Raw genomic sequence first — 16,877 nt, forward strand, 5'->3', positions numbered from 1 at the left:
ATCCCGGTCAGCCCGCGAGGTTGTCGGCGAGTTCCTCGGCGAGGTTGGCCTCCGTGCCGGGGATGCCGATGTCCGCAGCGCGCTTGTCGGCCATCGCCAGCAGGCGGCGGATGCGGCCCGCGACGGCGTCCTTGGTCAGCGGCGGGTCCGCGAGCGCTCCCAGCTCCTCCAGGGAGGCCTGCTTGTGCTCCATGCGCAGCCGGCCGGCGGCGGCGAGGTGCTCGGGGACCTCGTCGCCCAGGATCTCCAGCGCGCGCTGGACGCGGGCACCGGCGGCGACGGCCGCGCGGGCGGAACGCCGCAGGTTGGCGTCGTCGAAGTTGGCGAGCCGGTTCGCCGTGGCCCGCACCTCGCGGCGCATCCGGCGCTCCTCCCAGGCCAGCACCGACTCGTGCGCGCCCAGGCGGGTGAGCAGGGCACCGATCGCGTCGCCGTCGCGGACGACGACCCTGTCGACGCCGCGTACCTCTCGGGCCTTGGCGGCGATGGACAGCCGGCGGGCGGCGCCGACCAGGGCGAGCGCGGCCTCGGGGCCCGGGCAGGTGACTTCCAGGGAGGAGGAGCGGCCGGGTTCGGTGAGCGAGCCGTGCGCCAGGAAGGCGCCGCGCCAGGCCGCCTCGGCGTCGCAGGTCGCGCCGGAGACGACCTGCGGGGGCAGACCCCGGATGGGGCGCCCGCGGCCGTCCACCAGACCGGTCTGGCGGGCCAGCTGGTCACCGCCCGCGACGACGCGCACGACGTAGCGCGAGCCGCGGCGCAGCCCGCCAGGAGCCATCACGATCAGTTCCGAGCTGTGGCCGAAGATCTCCAGGATGTCCCGTTTGAGGCGGCGTGCCGCCATCGCGGTGTCCAGCTCCGCCTCGATCACGATGCGCCCGCTGACCAGGTGAAGGCCGCCGGCGAACCGCAGGACGGCGGAGACCTCCGCCTTCCTGCAGCAGGTGCGGGTGACGGGGAGCCGGGAGACCTCGTCCTTCACCGCTGGCGTCATCGCCATGGGCCGATCCTTCCATGCATCCGAAAAATACGGTCGTACGCGGCGGCCAACAGCTCCGGGTCGTGCCTCGGGGTTCCGTCGGGCCGGGCCACCGGCGCCAGCTCGACCGCGGCGCCGAAGCGCTTGGCGGCGTCGATCAGCGAGTCACGGTCGGGCACGGCGGCCTCGTCGGCCAGCACCACGTCCAGGGCGAGTTTAGGGGCGTGTCGCCCCAAAACCTCCAAATGACGCTGCGGTGAGAAGCCTTCGGTTTCACCGGGCTGCGGGACGAGGTTGAGCGAGAGCACCCGGCGCGCCTTGGTCTCCTGCACGGCGTCGAACAGCTCCGGCACGAGCAGGTGCGGGATGACCGAGGAGAACCAGGAACCGGGGCCGAGCACCACCCAGTCCGCGTCGCGGACCGCCTCGACCGCCTCGGGGACGGCGGGCGGGTCGTGGGGCACCAGGTGCACGGACTGCACCTCGCCGGGGGTGAGCGCCACCGTCGCCTGGCCGCAGACGGTGTCCACGTCGTCCGGCCGCTTCGGGTCATGGCCCTTGACCAGGGCCTGCAGCTCCAGGGGCACGGCGGCCATCGGGAGCACGCGCCCGTGCGCCCCGAGCAGCTTGCCGACCAGGTCGAGGGCCTGAACGTGGTCGCCGAGCTGCTCCCACAGAGCGACGATCAGCAGGTTGCCGACGGCGTGGCCGTGCATCTCGCCCTGGGACTGGAAGCGGTGCTGGATGACCCGGGACCAGGTCTGGCCCCAGTCGTCGTCCCCGCACAGCGCGGCCAGCGCCTTGCGCAGGTCGCCGGGGGGCAGCACGCCCAGCTCGTCGCGCAGCCGGCCGCTGGAGCCGCCGTCGTCGGCGACGGTGACCACGGCGGTGAGGTCGCCTGTGATCCGGCGCAGCGCGGCGAGCGAGGCGGACAGGCCCATGCCGCCGCCGAGTGCGACGACCTTGGGCTGGGTGCCCCGGCGGCGCGGTCTGCCGCCGCGGGCCCCGACGGACCGGCTCGAACGCCCTTCGCCCACCACCCTGCGCAGCCGGCTCAGCCGCGGAGTACGTCCCGTCATTCGCGTCCCATGTCCCGGTGCACGACCACCGTCTCCACACCCTCCGCGGCGAGCCGCGCGGCGAGCTTCTCCGACATGGCGACCGAGCGGTGCTTGCCGCCGGTGCAGCCGACCGCGATGGTCACGTAGCGCTTGCCCTCTCGGCGGTAGCCCGCGGCGACCAGCTGGAGGAGTTCGGCGTACCGGTCCAGGAACTCCTTCGCTCCGGGCTGGTTGATGACGTACGTCGCGACCTCCTCGTTGAGCCCGGTGAAGGGACGCAGTTCCGGGACCCAGTGGGGGTTGGGCAGGAACCGCATGTCCACGACCAGGTCGGCGTCGACGGGGAGGCCGTACTTGAAGCCGAACGACATCACGGTGGCCCGCAGCTCGGGCTCCTCGTCGCCGGCGAACTGGGCGTCCATCTTGGCGCGCAGCTCGTGAACGTTGAGGCTGGAGGTGTCGATCACCAGGTCGGCGTCGCCGCGCAGCTCGCGCAGCAGCTCCCGCTCGGCGGCGATGCCGTCGACGATGCGGCCGTCGCCCTGGAGGGGGTGTGGGCGGCGCACCGACTCGAAGCGGCGCACCAGGGCCTCGTCGGACGACTCCAGGAACACGATCCGCCGGGTGACGCCCTTGCGGTCGAGGTCGGCGAGGGACTCGCGGAGGTTGTCGAAGAAGCGGCGGCCCCGGACGTCGACGACGACCGCGATCCTGGCGACGTTGCCCTGGGAGCGCGCGCCGAGTTCCACCATGGTGGGGATGAGGGCGGGCGGCAGGTTGTCGACGACGAACCAGCCGAGGTCCTCCAGACACTTGGCCGCTGTGGAACGGCCGGCTCCGGACATACCGGAGATGATCACCAGCTCGGGGATGGCCGTCTCGGGGACCCCGGCCGTTTCGCTGCCCGTACTCACCTGTGCTCCGTTGTCGTGGCGTGCGGTCCGCTCACCGTCGGGGGGACGCTCGGCCCGCCCGTCGGTGTGGCCGGCCGCCCGTTCCCGGTCGGCCGCGGTTCCTGTCTCGTGCTGCTCGGTCATCTCTCCTGCCCCCGTCGATCCTCCGAGGCGCCCGCCGGGACGGGCTCCCCCGGGGAGCCCGGTGCCGCGGCGTCCCCGGCTGTCGCGTCTGCCGTGTCCTGCGCGTCCCTCGCGTCGTCCGCGAGTTCCGCGTCATCCATGATCTCTCCGGTGGCCGTGTTCACGGCGGGTGCGGCCGGAGTCGCCCGGGCGAGCGCGACCGCGACAGTCTCGGCCGTTTTGCGGCCTACACCCGGAACCTCACAGATCTGATCAATTGTCGCCGATCGCAGCTTCTTCAACGAACCGAAGTGCTTGATCAGCGCCTGCCTGCGGGTCTCGCCGAGGCCCGGCACGTCGTCCAGGGGGCTGGAGCGGAAGCGTTTGGCGCGTTTGGCGCGCTGGTAGGTGATCGCGAAGCGGTGCGCCTCGTCACGTACCCGTTGCAGCAGGTAGAGGCCCTCGCTGGTGCGGGGCAGGACCACCGGGTCGTCGTCGTCCGGCAGCCACACCTCCTCCAGGCGCTTGGCGAGGCCGCAGACGGCGATGTCGTCGATGCCCAGTTCGTCCAGGGCCCGGCGGGCGGCGGCGACCTGCGGCTGCCCGCCGTCGACGACGACCAGCTGGGGCGGGTAGGCGAACTTCCTCGGACGGCCGTCGTCGTCCTGGAGGTCGCCCCGCGCGGTGTCCTGGCCGTCGGGGGACACGCTCCGGCCGTCGGGGGACGCGCCCGGGCCGGCCCCGGGGTTCTCCTCGTCCACCCACTCGCCGGTCTTCTCCTTCTCGGCGAGGTACCGCCGGAAGCGGCGGGTGATCACCTCGTGCATGGAGCGGACGTCGTCCTGGCCGGCGAAGCCCTTGATCTGGAAGCGGCGGTACTCGCTCTTGCGGGCCAGCCCGTCCTCGAAGACGACCATGGAGGCCACCACGTCGTCGCCCTGGAGGTGGGAGATGTCGTAGCACTCGATGCGCAGCGGGGCGCTGTCCAGGTCGAGGGCGTCGGCGATCTCCTCCAGCGCGCGTGAGCGTGTGGTCAGGTCCGAGGCACGCTTGGTCTTGTGCAGCACGAGCGACTGCTGGGCGTTGCGCCGCACCGTCTCCATGAGGGCCTTCTTGTCGCCGCGCTGCGGGACGCGCAGCGAGACGTGCGCGCCCCGGCGGCCGGTCAGCCACTCCTGGACCGGCTCCACCGGGTCCGGCAGGGCCGGGACGAGGACCTCCTTGGGAACGGCGTCCCCGCTCTCCTCGCCGTACAGCTGCTGGAGGGCGTGCTCGACGAGGACGCCGGTGGTGACCTCCTCGACCTTGTCGGTGACCCAGCCGCGCTGGCCGCGCACCCGTCCGCCGCGCACGTGGAAGATCTGGACGGCCGCCTCCAGTTCGTCCTCGGCGACGGCGACGAGGTCGGCGTCGGTCGCGTCCGCGAGCACGACCGCGTTCTTCTCCATGGCCTTCTTCAGCGCCTCGATGTCGTCGCGCAGGCGGGCCGCCCGCTCGTACTCCATCTCCTCGGCCGCCTCTGCCATCTGCTTCTCCAGGCGGCGCAGGTAGGTGCCGGTGCGGCCGGCCATGAAGTCGCAGAACTCCTCCGCGAGCTCCCGGTGGTCCCCGGGGGAGATCCGGTCGACGCAGGGCGCGGAGCACTTTCCGATGTAGCCGAGCAGGCAGGGGCGGCCGGTGCGGGTGGCGTTCTTGAAGACGCCGGCCGAGCACGTGCGCACCGGGAAGACCCGCAGCAGCAGGTCGACGGTGTCGCGAATGGCCCACGCGTGTGCGTACGGGCCGAAGTACCTGACGCCCTTCTTCTTGTGACCGCGCATCACCTGCACACGCGGGAACTCCTCGTTCATCGTCACCGCGAGGTACGGGTAGCTCTTGTCGTCGCGGTACTTGACGTTGAATCGCGGGTCGTACTCCTTGATCCACGAGTACTCCAGCTGCAGCGCCTCGACCTCCGTGGACACCACCGTCCACTCCACGGACGCGGCCGTGGTCACCATGGTGCGCGTGCGCGGGTGGAGGTTGGCCAGGTCCTGGAAGTAGTTCGCCAGGCGCTGGCGCAGGCTCTTCGCCTTTCCGACGTAGATCACCCGGCGGTGCTCGTCACGGAACCGGTACACCCCGGGAGAGTCCGGGATCTCGCCCGGCCTGGGACGGTAGCTGGAGGGGTCGGCCATGTCTCACACCCTACTGGCGCGAAGTGACAGCGCGGCCGGCCTGTGGACAACGCCCGTGCCACCGTCGCCGGGGCGGCCGGCGGGGTCGGCCCGAGGCGCTCCGTCTCGGCCAGCGTCAGGGGTCTGCCGGGGACCAGGTGTTGTCGGGACCGAGTCAACACGCTTCAATGCGGGGGAACTCGGGGCCCTGAACGGCGTACGGACGTGAAGCACCGTCCTGCGCCGGCACCGACGCCCCGACGACCCACACGCACGGTCTGACCAGCCGTAGCGATCATTCACAGAAAGGCGCCTGCATGCCGCACGCCACACAGCACGCGGACGTCGCCACCGCCGAACTGGACACGGCCCTGCAAGGCGGCCCCTTCCATGTCGCGCTGCGCGCCGCGATCGCCGCCCGGGGACTGCCGCTGCAGCGCGTCCAGCACCATCTGACGCGCTACGGGGTGAGAGTCGGCGTCACCAGCCTGAGCTACTGGCAGCAGGGCGCACGGCGCCCGCAGCGTCCCGAGTCCCTGCGCGCCGTGCGGGCCCTGGAGGAGATCCTCCAGCTGCCCGACGAATCGCTGATCCGGCTGCTGGCGGGAACCGGCGAGGGCACGGCACCGGGCCGGCCCGCGGCCCGCTCCTACCGCTCCTTCGTGGAGGCGTCCGGCACCCTGGAGCGCCTGCTCGGCGAACTGGACGCCGCACCCGACGGGGGACTGCACACGCTCGGCCACCACGAGGAGGTGCGGATCGGGCCGCGGCGCGAGCTGCTGAGCCGCGAGTCGCACCACATCATGCGGGCCCACGACGACGGTGTCGACCGCTTCCTGGCCGTCCACCACGGAGACCCGGGATGCGCGCCGGAGCGCATGGCCGTGCGCGCCCTGGAGAACTGCCGCATCGGGCGTGTACGGCTGCACCACACCACCGGCATCCTCGTGGCCGAACTGCTCTTCGACACGCGCCTCCGGGCAGGCGACACGTTCCTGTTCCGGTACACCGTCGAGGACGGCACCGCGGACGTCTGCCACGAGTTCGTCCGCGCCTTCGGCGCCCCGGGCGGGCAGTACGCCCTGCAGGTCCGGTTCGACGAGAACGCGCTCCCCCTGCGCTGCCACCGCTTCACCCAGCACTCCCCCGCGGCCCCTCGCAGCAGCCGCCAGGAGCTGCACCTGAGCGGGCGGCACCGCTCCGTGCACCTGGTGGAACCCCGGGTGCGGTCCGGTGTCGTGGGGATCGGGTGGGACTGGGAGTGAGCCGCTGAACCGGCGGGGCCGGCCTCAGGCGCCCGGCCCCGCGACCACCTTGCCGTTCGTCACCCGCACGCTCAACTGCTGCAACGGCACCGAGGCCGGGGCGTGCAGCACCTCGCCGGTCGTCGCGTCGAACTCGCTGCCGTGGCACGGGCAGATCAGCCGGGTGCCCTCCAGCTTGTTGATCGGGCACCGCGCGTGCGTGCAGATCGTGCTGTAGGCCTTCAACGCACCGGACGTGTCCCGGCTGACGACCACGTTGTGGTCCCGGTACAGCTTGGCACCACCCTGGGTGATCTCGCTCTCGGCGCCGAGTTCCACGGGGCCGTCCGGCACCGCGGACGTGGTGGTGCCGAGTGAGCAGGACGCCAGGCCGAGTCCGGCGACGGGCGTGACCGCGGCTCCCTTGAGAAGGGTGCGGCGACTCGGGGCGGGACGGCCGGTCATGCGGATCTCCAGGATCGTACGAGGGTGCGTGCCGCACGATACCGGTGCCGGACGGTGCGGTGCGGCGCGGGTACGTGCCGTCGGGGCGGGGCGGGGCAGGCGGGGGACGCGGGGTCCCGGGCGGGCGGGACACGGCGCCCGGGCGGGTGGAGGCGCACGTCCGGCGCGGAGGAGGCCACTGCGGGGGCGCGCGAGCGGCGGCGGAACAGACGGGAGGAGCATCGGGGCGGGCGAGAAGACCACTCGGTGCGGGCGGGCGGGCGGACGGACGAGCGGGCGGACGAGCGGGCGGGCGGGCGCTGCCTGCTGGCCGCTGGCCGCTGGCCGCTGGCCGCTGGCCGCTGGCCGCGTGATCGTTCGGGCACGCGTTTACGTGCCGCGCGGGGTGGGATACCTTCCGGGCCGGGGCCCCGGGCGGCGGGTGCACGGCGGCCGCCGCGGAAGGGAACCGACTCGTGATCGTCGTCACCGGTGAGGCCTTGATCGACCTGGTCCCGCAGGGCACGGGAGCGCTGGCCGCGCTCACGCCGACGCTCGGCGGCGGCCCGTACAACACCGCCGTGGCGCTGGGGCGCCTGGGCTCCCCCACGGCGTTCTGCTCCCGGGTGTCCTGCGATGCCTACGGCGAGGCACTGCTCGGCGGTCTGCGGCGGGCCCACGTGGACGTGTCGGCGGTGCAGCGCGGGCCGGAACCGACCACCCTCGCCCTCGCCACGCTCGGCGCCGACGGCTCGGCCGCCTATTCCTTCTACGTGGAGGGCACCGCCGACCGGCTCTTCACGACACCCGCGGCACTGCCCGCCGGCACCCGGGCGGTGTCCTTCGGCACGTGCTCGCTGGTCCTGGAACCCGGTGCGAGCGCGTACGAGGAGCTGCTGCTGCGGGCCTCGGCGCAGGGCCTGTTCACCGCCCTCGACCCGAACATCCGGCCCGGGCTCATCCCGGACCCGGACGCCTACCGGGCGCGCTTCGCCGACTGGCTGCCGTCGGTGACTCTGCTCAAGCTCTCCGCTGAGGACGCCCACTGGCTGGGCGGAACTCCGCAGGAGTGGCTGGCCGCCGGGCCCGAGGCGGTCGTGATCACCGCGGGCGGCGACGGTCTCACCGCCTACACCCGAGGCGGCGCGGCGCACTCCGTGCCGGGCGAGAAGGTCGATGTCGTGGACACCATCGGTGCCGGGGACACGGTGAACGCGGCCCTGATGCACGGTCTGGCGGCGCAGGACGCCCTGACGCCCGCAGCCCTGGCCGAGCTGGGTCCGCAGGGCTGGTCGCGGCTGCTGCGGTTCGCGGCCCGCGCGGCGGCCGTCACCTGCTCCCGGGCGGGGGCCGAGCCCCCGTACGCCCATGAGCTGGAGCAGCCCTCCAGCGGCGGACGTACCGGCTGACCCTCTTGCCCGGCCACGGGTCCCACCGGGCGGCCCGGCGTCGCTCCGGAAACGGCGACCGGAGTGCCTGCCTGCGGCGAGAGGCCGCGAGGGCGGGCCGGGGAGGTGGGGAAGTCGGGAGGCGGGATGGGAGTCGGCGGCGGGACGCCGTGAACGCCTCGCGCCCCACGGAGCGTGGAGCTGCCGTGGGGCGCGAAGGGGGTAAGCGGTGGCGGTCAGGCCTTGGCCGACCCGGTCGCCTTCTTCGCTGCCGCCCTGGTGGTCGTCTTCGCGGCTGCCGTCTTGGCCGTGCTCCCGGCAGCGGACTTGGGGGCCGCCTTCTTGGCGGTGGCCGTCCTCTTCGCGGTGGCCGTCTTCTTGGCGGTGGCCGCCTTCTTCGCAGTCGCGGCCTTCTTCGGGGACGCTGCCTTCTTCGCGGCTGCGGTGGCGGCCGAGCCGTCGACCGTCTTGGTGGCCGTCTTCCTGGTGGTCGCCCTGGCGGCGACGGTCTTCGCCGTCGCCTTCCGGCGGGCCGCCGGAAGGGGAGCGTCGCTGATCCGGTCGGCGCCCAGCATCTCCCGCAGGAACTTGCCGGTGTGGCTGGTCGGGACTCCTGCGACCTGTTCCGGTGTGCCCTCGGCGACGATGAGGCCACCGCCGGCACCGCCCTCGGGCCCCATGTCGACGAGCCAGTCGGCGGTCTTGATCACGTCGAGGTTGTGCTCGATGACGATGACCGTGTTGCCCTTGTCGACCAGGCCGGCGAGCACCTTCAGCAGCTTGCTGATGTCCTCGAAGTGCAGACCGGTGGTCGGCTCGTCGAGGACGTAGACCGTACGACCGGTGGACCGGCGCTGGAGTTCGCTGGCGAGCTTGACGCGCTGGGCCTCACCACCGGAGAGGGTGGTGGCGGACTGCCCGAGGCGGACGTAGCCGAGGCCGACGTCGTTCAGCGTCCTGAGGTGACGCGAGATGGCCGGGACCGCCTCGAAGAAGTCCATGGCCTCCTCGATCGGCATGTTCAGGACGTCGGCGATGGACTTCCCCTTGTAGTGGACCTCCAGGGTCTCCCGGTTGTAGCGGGCGCCGTGGCAGACCTCGCACGGGACGTACACGTCCGGGAGGAAGTTCATCTCGATCTTGATCGTGCCGTCACCGGCACAGTTCTCGCAGCGTCCGCCCTTGACGTTGAAGGAGAAGCGGCCGGGCTGGTATCCGCGGACCTTGGCCTCGGTGGTCTCGGCGAACAGCTTGCGGACGTGGTCGAAGACGCCGGTGTAGGTCGCCGGATTCGATCGCGGGGTGCGTCCGATGGGCGACTGGTCGACGTGCACGACCTTGTCGACGAGGTCGTCGCCGTCCACGCGCGTGTGGCGGCCGGGAACATTGCGCGCGCCGTTCAGCTCACGCGCCAGGTGCGTGTACAGGATGTCGTTGACCAGCGTCGACTTGCCCGAACCGGAGACACCGGTGACCGCGGTGAAGACACCCAGCGGGAAGGACACGTCGATGTCGCGCAGGTTGTTCTCGCGCGCGCCGTGCACGGTGAGCTGCCGTGAGGGGTCGTGCGGGCGCCGGACGTCGGGCACCGGGATGGACCTGCTGCCGGACAGGTACTGCCCGGTCTGCGACTCGGTGTTGGCGAGCAGTTCCTTCAGGGATCCGCTGTGCACGACCTTGCCGCCGTGCTCACCGGCGCCGGGACCGATGTCGACGATCCAGTCGGCCGTCTTGATGGTGTCCTCGTCGTGCTCGACGACGATGAGCGTGTTGCCCATGTTGCGCAGCCGCACGAGGGTCTCGATGAGGCGGTGGTTGTCGCGCTGGTGCAGGCCGATCGACGGCTCGTCCAGCACGTACAGGACACCGACCAGGCCGGAGCCGATCTGGGTGGCCAGGCGGATGCGCTGCGCCTCGCCGCCGGAGAGCGTGCCCGCCGCCCGGTTCAGTGAGAGGTAGTCCAGTCCGACGTCGACGAGGAAACGCAGACGCTCGTTGACCTCCTTCAGCACCCGCTCGGCGATCTTCTTGTCGCGGGCGTCGAGCCGGAGCTCGCCCAGGAAGTCCGCGCAGTCACTGATGGACATCGCGGAGACCTCGGCGATCGACCTCTCCATGATGGTGACGGAGAGGACGATCGGCTTCAGGCGCGTGCCCTCGCAGGTGGGGCAGGGCACCTCGCGCATGTAGCCCTCGAAGCGCTCACGGCTGGCGTCGCTCTCGGCCTCGCCGTGCCGGCGCTTGACGAAGGAGACGGCTCCCTCGAAGGGCGTGGTGTAGCGCCGCTCACGGCCGTACCGGTTGCGGTAGCGGACCTCGATCTGCGTCTTGTGGCCGTGCAGCAGGGCCTTCCTGGCGCGCTGCGGCAGGCCGGCGAAGGGGATGTCCGTGCGGAAGCCGAGCGCGTCCGCGAGGGCGCCGATCAGGCGGCCGAAGTAGTCCTTGGTGTGCCCGTGCGACCAGGGGTGGATGGCGCCCTCGTCGAGGGACTTCTCCTCGTCCGGGACGATCAGCTCCGGGTCGACCTCCATGCGGGTGCCGATACCGGTGCAGTCGGGGCAGGCGCCGAAGGGCGAGTTGAAGGAGAAGGAGCGCGGTTCCAGTTCCTCGAAGGACAGGTCGTCGTACGGGCAGTACAGGTGCTCCGAGTACATGCGCTCGCGCTCGGGGTCGTCCTCCGGGAGGTCGACGAAGTCGAGCACGACCATGCCGCCGGACAGGCCGAGTGCGGTCTCCACGGAGTCGGTGAGGCGGCGCTTGGCGGAGTCCTTGACGGTGAGGCGGTCGACGACCACCTCGATGGTGTGCTTCTCCTGCTTCTTCAGCGTCGGCGGGTGGGACAGCTGGATGGTCTCGCCGTCGACGCGCGCGCGGGAGTAGCCCTTGGTCTGCAGGTCGGCGAAGAGGTCGACGAACTCCCCCTTGCGCTCGCGCACCAGCGGCGACAGCACCTGGAAGCGGCTTCCCTCCGGGAGCTCCAGCACCTTGTCGACGATGGCCTGCGGCGACTGGCGGGAGATGGGCCTGCCGCACTCCGGGCAGTGCGGCTTGCCGATGCGGGCGAAGAGCAGACGCAGGTAGTCGTAGACCTCGGTGATGGTGCCGACCGTGGAGCGCGGGTTGCGTGAGGTCGACTTCTGGTCGATGGAGACCGCGGGCGACAGGCCCTCGATGAAGTCGACGTCCGGCTTGTCCATCTGGCCGAGGAACTGGCGGGCGTACGAGGAGAGGGACTCCACGTAGCGCCGCTGGCCCTCGGCGAAGATCGTGTCGAAGGCCAGAGAGGACTTGCCCGACCCGGACAGGCCCGTGAAGACGATGAGCGAGTCCCGGGGCAGGTCGAGCGACACGTTCTTCAGGTTGTGCTCACGCGCGCCACGGACGATGAGACGGTCGGCCACGCCGGTCCGCACCTTTCTTGAGAGAAGTGACAGGGGCGGGACCCCCGTCCTTCTCAGACTAGGGCGAGCCACTGACAACGCCGGTCGGATTCACCGGATGCAAACAATCCCCGGCCCTCCAGCATGCCCGACGCCACGTCCGACCATATAGCACGCGCATTCGATTTATGGGACGGCTTCACCACCTTCACCCGAAGGAGCGGCACGGCTAGGGTCAGCACCATGATTGATCACGCACGTGACCTGGAGTCCGTACGGGAAGCGACCGATCGGCTGCTGACCGCGGTCGCCGAACTGGACAACGGATCCGCGGCCGAACCGTCACGCCTGCCCGGCTGGAGTCGCGGCCACGTCCTCGCCCACCTCGCCCGCAACGCCGACGCTCTCGTCAACGTCCTCGAGGGCCGTCCCATGTACGTCTCCGCCGAGGCGCGCGACGCCGACATCGGGAAGGGCGCCACGCGACCCGTCGACGCGCAGCTGGCCGACCTGCGGGAGAGCGCTGCCCGCTTCCAGTCGGCCGGGGACGCGCCGGCCGACTGGTCGCGCAGGGTGGAGCTGCGCAACGGCGTGACCGACGCCGCGGCCCGGGTGCCGTTCCGCCGCTGGGCGGAGGTCGAGCTGCACCACGTGGACCTCGGGATCGGCTACGAGCTGGAGGATGTGCCGGCTGAGTTCGCCGAGCGGGAGATCGAGTTCCTCGCCGCCCGGTTCACCGGCCGCACCGGCGTGCCGCCCACGCGGGTCACGGACGGCACGCGCGCGTGGAGCACCGGCCGGGAGGCGGCGGAGCCGGAGGTCACCGTGACGGGGGCCCCGGCGGACCTGCTCGGGTGGCTGGCGGGACGCCGCGACGGCTCCGGGCTGACCGTGCACGGCGGCACGCTGCCGGCACTGCCCCCGCTGTAGGGCGAGGACGGGTCACGGGGCAGGCGCGGCGATAGGCTGGCGTGCATGACGTACAGCGGACAGGTGACGGTCGGCGGCCCGGCGGACGTGCACGAGCTCAAGGACCTGATGATCACCAAGATCGCAGTCGGCCCCATGGACAACAACGCCTATCTGCTGCGCTGCCGGGCCACGGACGAGCAACTCCTGATCGACGCGGCGAACGACGCGTCGACGCTGCTCGGAATGATCGGTGACGACGGCATCGCGTCCGTCGTCACCACCCACCGTCACGGCGACCACTGGCAGGCGCTCGCCGAGGTCGTGGCCGCCACCGGCGCCCGCACCCACGCGGGCCGGTACGACGCCGACGGCATCCCGGTGCCCACCGACGTGCTGGTGGACGACGGCGACACCGTCCGGGTGGGGCGCGTGGAGCTGACCGCGCGCCATCTGGTCGGCCACACGCCGGGCTCGATCGCGCTGGTCTACGACGACCCGCACGGCCACCCCCACGTCTTCACGGGCGACTGCCTCTTCCCGGGCGGCGTCGGCAACACGCACCAGGACCCGGAGGCGTTCGCCAGCCTGATCCACGACGTGGAGACCAGGATCTTCGACATGCTGCCGGACGAGACGTGGGTCTACCCCGGGCACGGCGACGACACGACGCTGGGCGCGGAGAGGCCGCATCTGCCGGAGTGGCACGCGCGCGGGTGGTGAACGTCCGCTCCGGGCGCCGCCGTCGGGCGGGGCTCGGGGCTCGGCGCCGGGGCGACCGGACGGGGCGCGGGGCCGGGTGCGCGGCGGGTGGAGCCGGCGTGACGCACCCCGTGTGAAAGCCGTGCACGTGCCGGCGTCCCGCGCACGCTCCCGCAGGCGCGCGGTCGGGAGTCGACTGGAGGCCGCCCCCGCGCGGGACAACGGCGCCCGTGCGGTGGGGCCGCCGGTCCGTCCCCCCGCCCCCGGCCGGCGGCCCGGGCGACTTCCGGCCGCCCGCCCTCGTGAGCGTGCCCGGCGTGCTCCGCGCGGGCGCGCCCCGGAGTGCTCGCCTCTTCCGGCGGTCCTCACGTGTCGGCCCGCGCCGCCCCCACGAGCGCGGAGACCCGTTCCACGCCGAACGCGTAGCCCTGCACCCCGCACCCCGCGATCACGCCGTCCGCGCGCAGCGAGACGTAGGAGTGGTGCCGGAACGACTCCCGCCGGTGGACGTTGGAGATGTGCACCTCGATGACGGGCAGTCCGTCGCAGGCGTTGAGGGCGTCCAGAATCGCGACCGACGTGTGCGAGTACGCGGCCGGGTTGATGACGATCCCGCAGTGTCCGAGCCGTGCCTCGTGGATCCAGTCGACCAGTTCTCCCTCGTGGTTGGACTGGCGGAAGTCCACCGTTCCCCCGTGCGCCGCGGCCGTCCTCGTGCACAGGGCCTCGATGTCGGCGAGGGTGTCGGGGCCGTAGATCTCCGGCTGGCGCTGCCCGAGCAGGTTCAGGTTGGGGCCGTTGAGGATCATGATCGGGGCGTTGGCCAGGGTGCGGGGCACGGTTCCTCCGGTCCGTTCGCGGTGGGGCGGCCCGGTGGAGCCGCTGCTCGGACCCGGTTTATCACGGTGCGCTGGTGGTGCGGCCGGCCCTACGCTCGCCGGCATGACCGCGATCTCCTACCCGCCCAAGCCGTCACCCGGCGACCACATGGCCGTCATCTCGCCCTCCACCGCGCTGCCGGGGATTCTCCCGCTCCCCCACGAGCTGGGACTGCGCCGGCTGCGGACGGACTTCGGCCTGGAACCGGTGGAGTACCCGGCGACGCGGAAGATGGGCTCCACCCCGCAGGAGCGGGCCGACGACATCCACGCCGCCTTCTCCGACCCGGACGTGAAGGTGATCATGGCGTCGATCGGGGGCGAGGACCAGATCACCGTCCTGCCGCTGCTGGACCGGGAGTTGATCCGGGCCCATCCCAAGCCGTTCTTCGGGATGAGCGACAACACCAACCTGCTGGCGTTCCTGTACACCACGGGGATCGTCGGATTCCACGGTGCCGGCGTGATGGCGCAGCTGGGCCGTCCCGGCGCGATGCACCCGCAGACTCAGGCGTCGCTGCGGGCGGCGCTGTTCACGCCGGGTGAGTTCGAGCTGCGCCCGGCCGAGCGGTGGCGCGACGTCGACCGCGACTGGGCCGACCCCGCCACGTTCGAGGCGGAGCCGGAGACCCGGCCCGGCACCGGCTGGGACTGGGTGAACCCCGACCGGGTGGTGGAGGGCCGCAGTTGGGGCGGCTGTCTGGAGATCGTCGCCTGGTTGCTGGCGGCCGACCGCGAGGTCTCCCACGACCTGTCGGTGTACGACGGCGGTGTGCTGCTCCTGGAGACCTCGGAGGAGTTGCCGAGCGGCACCGAGGTGTTCCACGCCCTGCGGAACATGGGCGAACGTGGACTGCTGCAGAGGTTCCCCGTGCTGCTGATGGGCCGTCCGAAGACCTGGTCCTTCGAACGGCCCCACCGTCCCGAGGAGGGGGCCCGCTACGCCGCCGAGCAGCGGGAGGCCGTTCTGCGGGCGATGCGGACCTACGCCCCCGACGCGATGGTCGTCTTCGACGTGGACTTCGGTCACACCGACCCACAGCTCGTCCTCCCCTACGGCGGCACGATCCGCGTCGACGGACCCGCCCGGCGGATCACGGTCACCTACTGACACACCGGCCCGGTGTCGTCATGTGAAATCGGCCCTCTCCTGTACGTCGCAGTCGGTGAACGCCGGCGGACGGGTGCACAGGGCAGCCATCTGCTCGGCGAGCTTGCCCGTCTCGGGGTCGTCGCTGTTGCGCACGGCGTCCTCGTGGGAGTCGAACTCGACCACCACGAGGTAGCGGTCGGGCTGGTTCCGGTCCTTCAGGACGAGACGCCGGGTGGGGCCGTACGCGCGGTCGGCGAGACGCTCGTCCGCTTCCTCGGCGAGCCGGCGTATCTCGTCGATGCGGTCGGTCTCGAAGTCGATGATCTGCGCGAACCTCAGAGGTGCGTCCATGTTTCCTCCGCCCGGGCGGTGCTCCCGTGGACCGGGAACGTCCAGCACCCAAAGAACCACCGCAAGGGGCGGTCGGCAATTCGATCGGTGCCTCTCCCGGGGATGGTTGTCCCTACGCCCGACGCGGTCAGATCCCGACCCTGTCCTTCGGAGCGCCTTCGGTCCCCGCCTGCGCCTCCTCGGCTGTCGCCCGCCTCCGCGAGGCCCGCAGGCTGGTGATCGTCGTGACGATCAGGACGGTGCAGATCACGCCGAGCGAGACCGGGATGCTGATCTCGGGGACGTGGGCCCCGGACTCGTGCAGGGCGTGCAGCACCAGTTTGACGCCGATGAAGCCGAGGATGATCGACAGACCGTAGGACAGGTGGACCAGCTTCTTCAGCAGGCCGCCGATGAGGAAGTACAGCTGCCGGAGGCCCATCAGCGCGAAGGCGTTGGCCGTGAAGACGATGTACGGGTCCTGGGTCAGGCCGAAGATCGCGGGGATGGAGTCCAGGGCGAACAGCACGTCGGTGGTGCCGATGGCCAGCATCACGACCAGCATGGGGGTCATGACCCGCTTGCCGTTCTGCCGGATCCACAGCTTGGTGCCGTGGTAGCGGTCGGCGACACCGAAGCGGCGCTCGGCAGCCTTGAGCAGCCTGTTCTCCTCGTACTCCTCGTCCTCTGCCTCGGCACGGGCCTCCTGGACGAGCTTCCAGGCGGTCCAGACGAGGAAGGCGCCGAAGAGGTAGAAGACCCACGAGAAGCTCGCGATGAGCGCTGCGCCCGCGACGATGAAGACGGCCCGCAGGACGAGGGCGATGAGCACGCCGACGAGGAGGACGCGCTGCTGGTAGCGCGACGGCACGGCGAACTTCGCCATGATCAGGACGAAGACGAAGAGGTTGTCGACGCTGAGCGACTTCTCGGTGATGAATCCGGCGAGGAACTCTCCGGCCGGCCGAGCACCGCCGAGGACGAGCAGGCCGAGTCCGAAGAGGCCGGCGAGGGCGATCCAGACGCCCGTCCAGATCCCGGCTTCCTTGATCGACACGTCGTGGGGCTTGCGGCCGATGAAGAAGTCGACCGCGATCAGGGCGGCCAGGCCCACGATGGTCAGGACCCACAGGGTCGCGGAGATTTCCACTGCGCCTCCGGCAGTCGTAACGGCAGGTGATCAGCGTCGTCGCGCGGCCGGAGGTCTCTTCCACCCGTGAAGGGCCGACGCCCCGGGATCGGGTCCGATCCGTATTGACGGGTGCGCCGCAGTGACAGGGAGTACTCCCCTCCGTGGGAA

The 16,877-nt window shown here is 71.6% G+C and carries 14 protein-coding genes; 5 read left to right on the top strand and 9 right to left on the bottom strand.

The window, feature by feature from the left end; genetic code table 11:
* Positions 1–7: 7 nt before the first annotated feature.
* From whiA to uvrC, 4 genes are read right to left on the bottom strand one after another with little or no spacing between them, the layout of a single operon-like run.
* On the bottom strand, positions 8–997 hold the full coding sequence (gene whiA / locus I3F54_RS05695; RefSeq protein ID WP_240117497.1) for a DNA-binding protein WhiA: 990 nt from the start codon (positions 995–997) through the stop codon (positions 8–10).
* Positions 988–2,055 (bottom strand): uridine diphosphate-N-acetylglucosamine-binding protein YvcK, encoded by a 1,068-nt coding sequence (gene yvcK, locus I3F54_RS05700; RefSeq protein WP_240117498.1) that lies wholly within the window; start codon positions 2,053–2,055, stop codon positions 988–990. Before yvcK ends, whiA begins: the two co-directional genes overlap by 10 nt.
* The gene (gene rapZ / locus I3F54_RS05705; RefSeq protein WP_240117499.1) at positions 2,052–3,074 is read right to left on the bottom strand and encodes an RNase adapter RapZ; all 1,023 of its coding nucleotides are present in this window, start codon (positions 3,072–3,074) and stop codon (positions 2,052–2,054) included. The genes yvcK and rapZ overlap by 4 nt, the downstream gene beginning before the upstream one ends.
* Positions 3,071–5,230 (bottom strand): excinuclease ABC subunit UvrC, encoded by a 2,160-nt coding sequence (gene uvrC, locus I3F54_RS05710; protein WP_240117500.1) that lies wholly within the window; start codon positions 5,228–5,230, stop codon positions 3,071–3,073. The genes rapZ and uvrC overlap by 4 nt, the downstream gene beginning before the upstream one ends.
* Positions 5,231–5,526: 296 nt before the next feature.
* Here uvrC and I3F54_RS05715 point away from each other — a divergent pair, with 296 nt between their 5' ends.
* Entirely contained in the window at positions 5,527–6,474 is a 948-nt protein-coding gene (locus tag I3F54_RS05715) for a hypothetical protein (protein ID WP_240117501.1), read from the top strand.
* 24 nt (positions 6,475–6,498) lie between these two features.
* Here the strand turns inward: I3F54_RS05715 and I3F54_RS05720 are convergent, their stop codons facing one another.
* On the bottom strand, positions 6,499–6,918 hold the full coding sequence (locus I3F54_RS05720) for a Rieske (2Fe-2S) protein (RefSeq protein ID WP_240117502.1): 420 nt from the start codon (positions 6,916–6,918) through the stop codon (positions 6,499–6,501).
* A 455-nt stretch (positions 6,919–7,373) separates the two neighbouring features.
* On the opposite strand from I3F54_RS05720, the gene I3F54_RS05725 reads away from it, so the two are divergent.
* A complete protein-coding gene (locus I3F54_RS05725) occupies positions 7,374–8,306 on the top strand; it encodes a carbohydrate kinase (RefSeq protein WP_240117503.1) in 933 nt (310 codons plus the stop codon).
* Between the two features lie 215 nt (positions 8,307–8,521).
* Here the strand turns inward: I3F54_RS05725 and uvrA are convergent, their stop codons facing one another.
* On the bottom strand, positions 8,522–11,686 hold the full coding sequence (gene uvrA / locus I3F54_RS05730; RefSeq protein WP_240117504.1) for an excinuclease ABC subunit UvrA: 3,165 nt from the start codon (positions 11,684–11,686) through the stop codon (positions 8,522–8,524).
* Between the two features lie 222 nt (positions 11,687–11,908).
* On the opposite strand from uvrA, the gene I3F54_RS05735 reads away from it, so the two are divergent.
* A complete protein-coding gene (locus I3F54_RS05735) occupies positions 11,909–12,595 on the top strand; it encodes a maleylpyruvate isomerase family mycothiol-dependent enzyme (RefSeq protein ID WP_240117505.1) in 687 nt (228 codons plus the stop codon).
* 45 nt (positions 12,596–12,640) lie between these two features.
* Positions 12,641–13,297, top strand: coding sequence for an MBL fold metallo-hydrolase (locus I3F54_RS05740; RefSeq protein ID WP_240117506.1), 657 nt, complete (start codon positions 12,641–12,643; stop codon positions 13,295–13,297).
* 344 nt (positions 13,298–13,641) lie between these two features.
* On the opposite strand, the gene aroQ is transcribed toward I3F54_RS05740, so the two are convergent.
* Positions 13,642–14,115, bottom strand: a complete 474-nt coding sequence (aroQ, locus tag I3F54_RS05745; protein ID WP_240117507.1) for a type II 3-dehydroquinate dehydratase — start codon at positions 14,113–14,115, stop codon at positions 13,642–13,644.
* 103 nt (positions 14,116–14,218) lie between these two features.
* Between aroQ and I3F54_RS05750 the strand changes: the two genes are divergently transcribed.
* On the top strand, positions 14,219–15,265 hold the full coding sequence (locus I3F54_RS05750; RefSeq protein WP_240117508.1) for a S66 peptidase family protein: 1,047 nt from the start codon (positions 14,219–14,221) through the stop codon (positions 15,263–15,265).
* A gap of 18 nt (positions 15,266–15,283) precedes the next feature.
* Here I3F54_RS05750 and I3F54_RS05755 read toward each other — a convergent pair whose 3' ends face one another.
* Both I3F54_RS05755 and I3F54_RS05760 read right to left on the bottom strand, forming a co-directional pair.
* Positions 15,284–15,598 (bottom strand): hypothetical protein, encoded by a 315-nt coding sequence (locus I3F54_RS05755; RefSeq protein ID WP_240117509.1) that lies wholly within the window; start codon positions 15,596–15,598, stop codon positions 15,284–15,286.
* A 127-nt stretch (positions 15,599–15,725) separates the two neighbouring features.
* A complete protein-coding gene (locus I3F54_RS05760; protein ID WP_240117510.1) occupies positions 15,726–16,727 on the bottom strand; it encodes a TerC family protein in 1,002 nt (333 codons plus the stop codon).
* Positions 16,728–16,877: the final 150 nt, after the last annotated feature.

The organism is Streptomyces sp. MUM 2J (assembly GCF_022414535.1).
In the GTDB taxonomy this organism is placed as follows: Bacteria; Actinomycetota; Actinomycetes; order Streptomycetales; family Streptomycetaceae; genus Streptomyces.

Bases quoted from the DNA above. Each gene is read 5' to 3' on its own strand.
- I3F54_RS05715 (WP_240117501.1), top strand. From the start codon at position 5,527: ATGCCGCACGCCACACAGCACGCGGACGTCGCCACCGCCGAACTGGAC.
- uvrC (WP_240117500.1), bottom strand. From the start codon at position 5,230: ATGGCCGACCCCTCCAGCTACCGTCCCAGGCCGGGCGAGATCCCGGAC.
- yvcK (WP_240117498.1), bottom strand. From the start codon at position 2,055: ATGACGGGACGTACTCCGCGGCTGAGCCGGCTGCGCAGGGTGGTGGGC.
- whiA (WP_240117497.1), bottom strand. From the start codon at position 997: ATGGCGATGACGCCAGCGGTGAAGGACGAGGTCTCCCGGCTCCCCGTC.
- I3F54_RS05740 (WP_240117506.1), top strand. From the start codon at position 12,641: ATGACGTACAGCGGACAGGTGACGGTCGGCGGCCCGGCGGACGTGCAC.
- rapZ (WP_240117499.1), bottom strand. From the start codon at position 3,074: ATGACCGAGCAGCACGAGACAGGAACCGCGGCCGACCGGGAACGGGCG.
- I3F54_RS05720 (WP_240117502.1), bottom strand. From the start codon at position 6,918: ATGACCGGCCGTCCCGCCCCGAGTCGCCGCACCCTTCTCAAGGGAGCC.
- I3F54_RS05750 (WP_240117508.1), top strand. From the start codon at position 14,219: ATGACCGCGATCTCCTACCCGCCCAAGCCGTCACCCGGCGACCACATG.
- I3F54_RS05735 (WP_240117505.1), top strand. From the start codon at position 11,909: ATGATTGATCACGCACGTGACCTGGAGTCCGTACGGGAAGCGACCGAT.
- I3F54_RS05755 (WP_240117509.1), bottom strand. From the start codon at position 15,598: ATGGACGCACCTCTGAGGTTCGCGCAGATCATCGACTTCGAGACCGAC.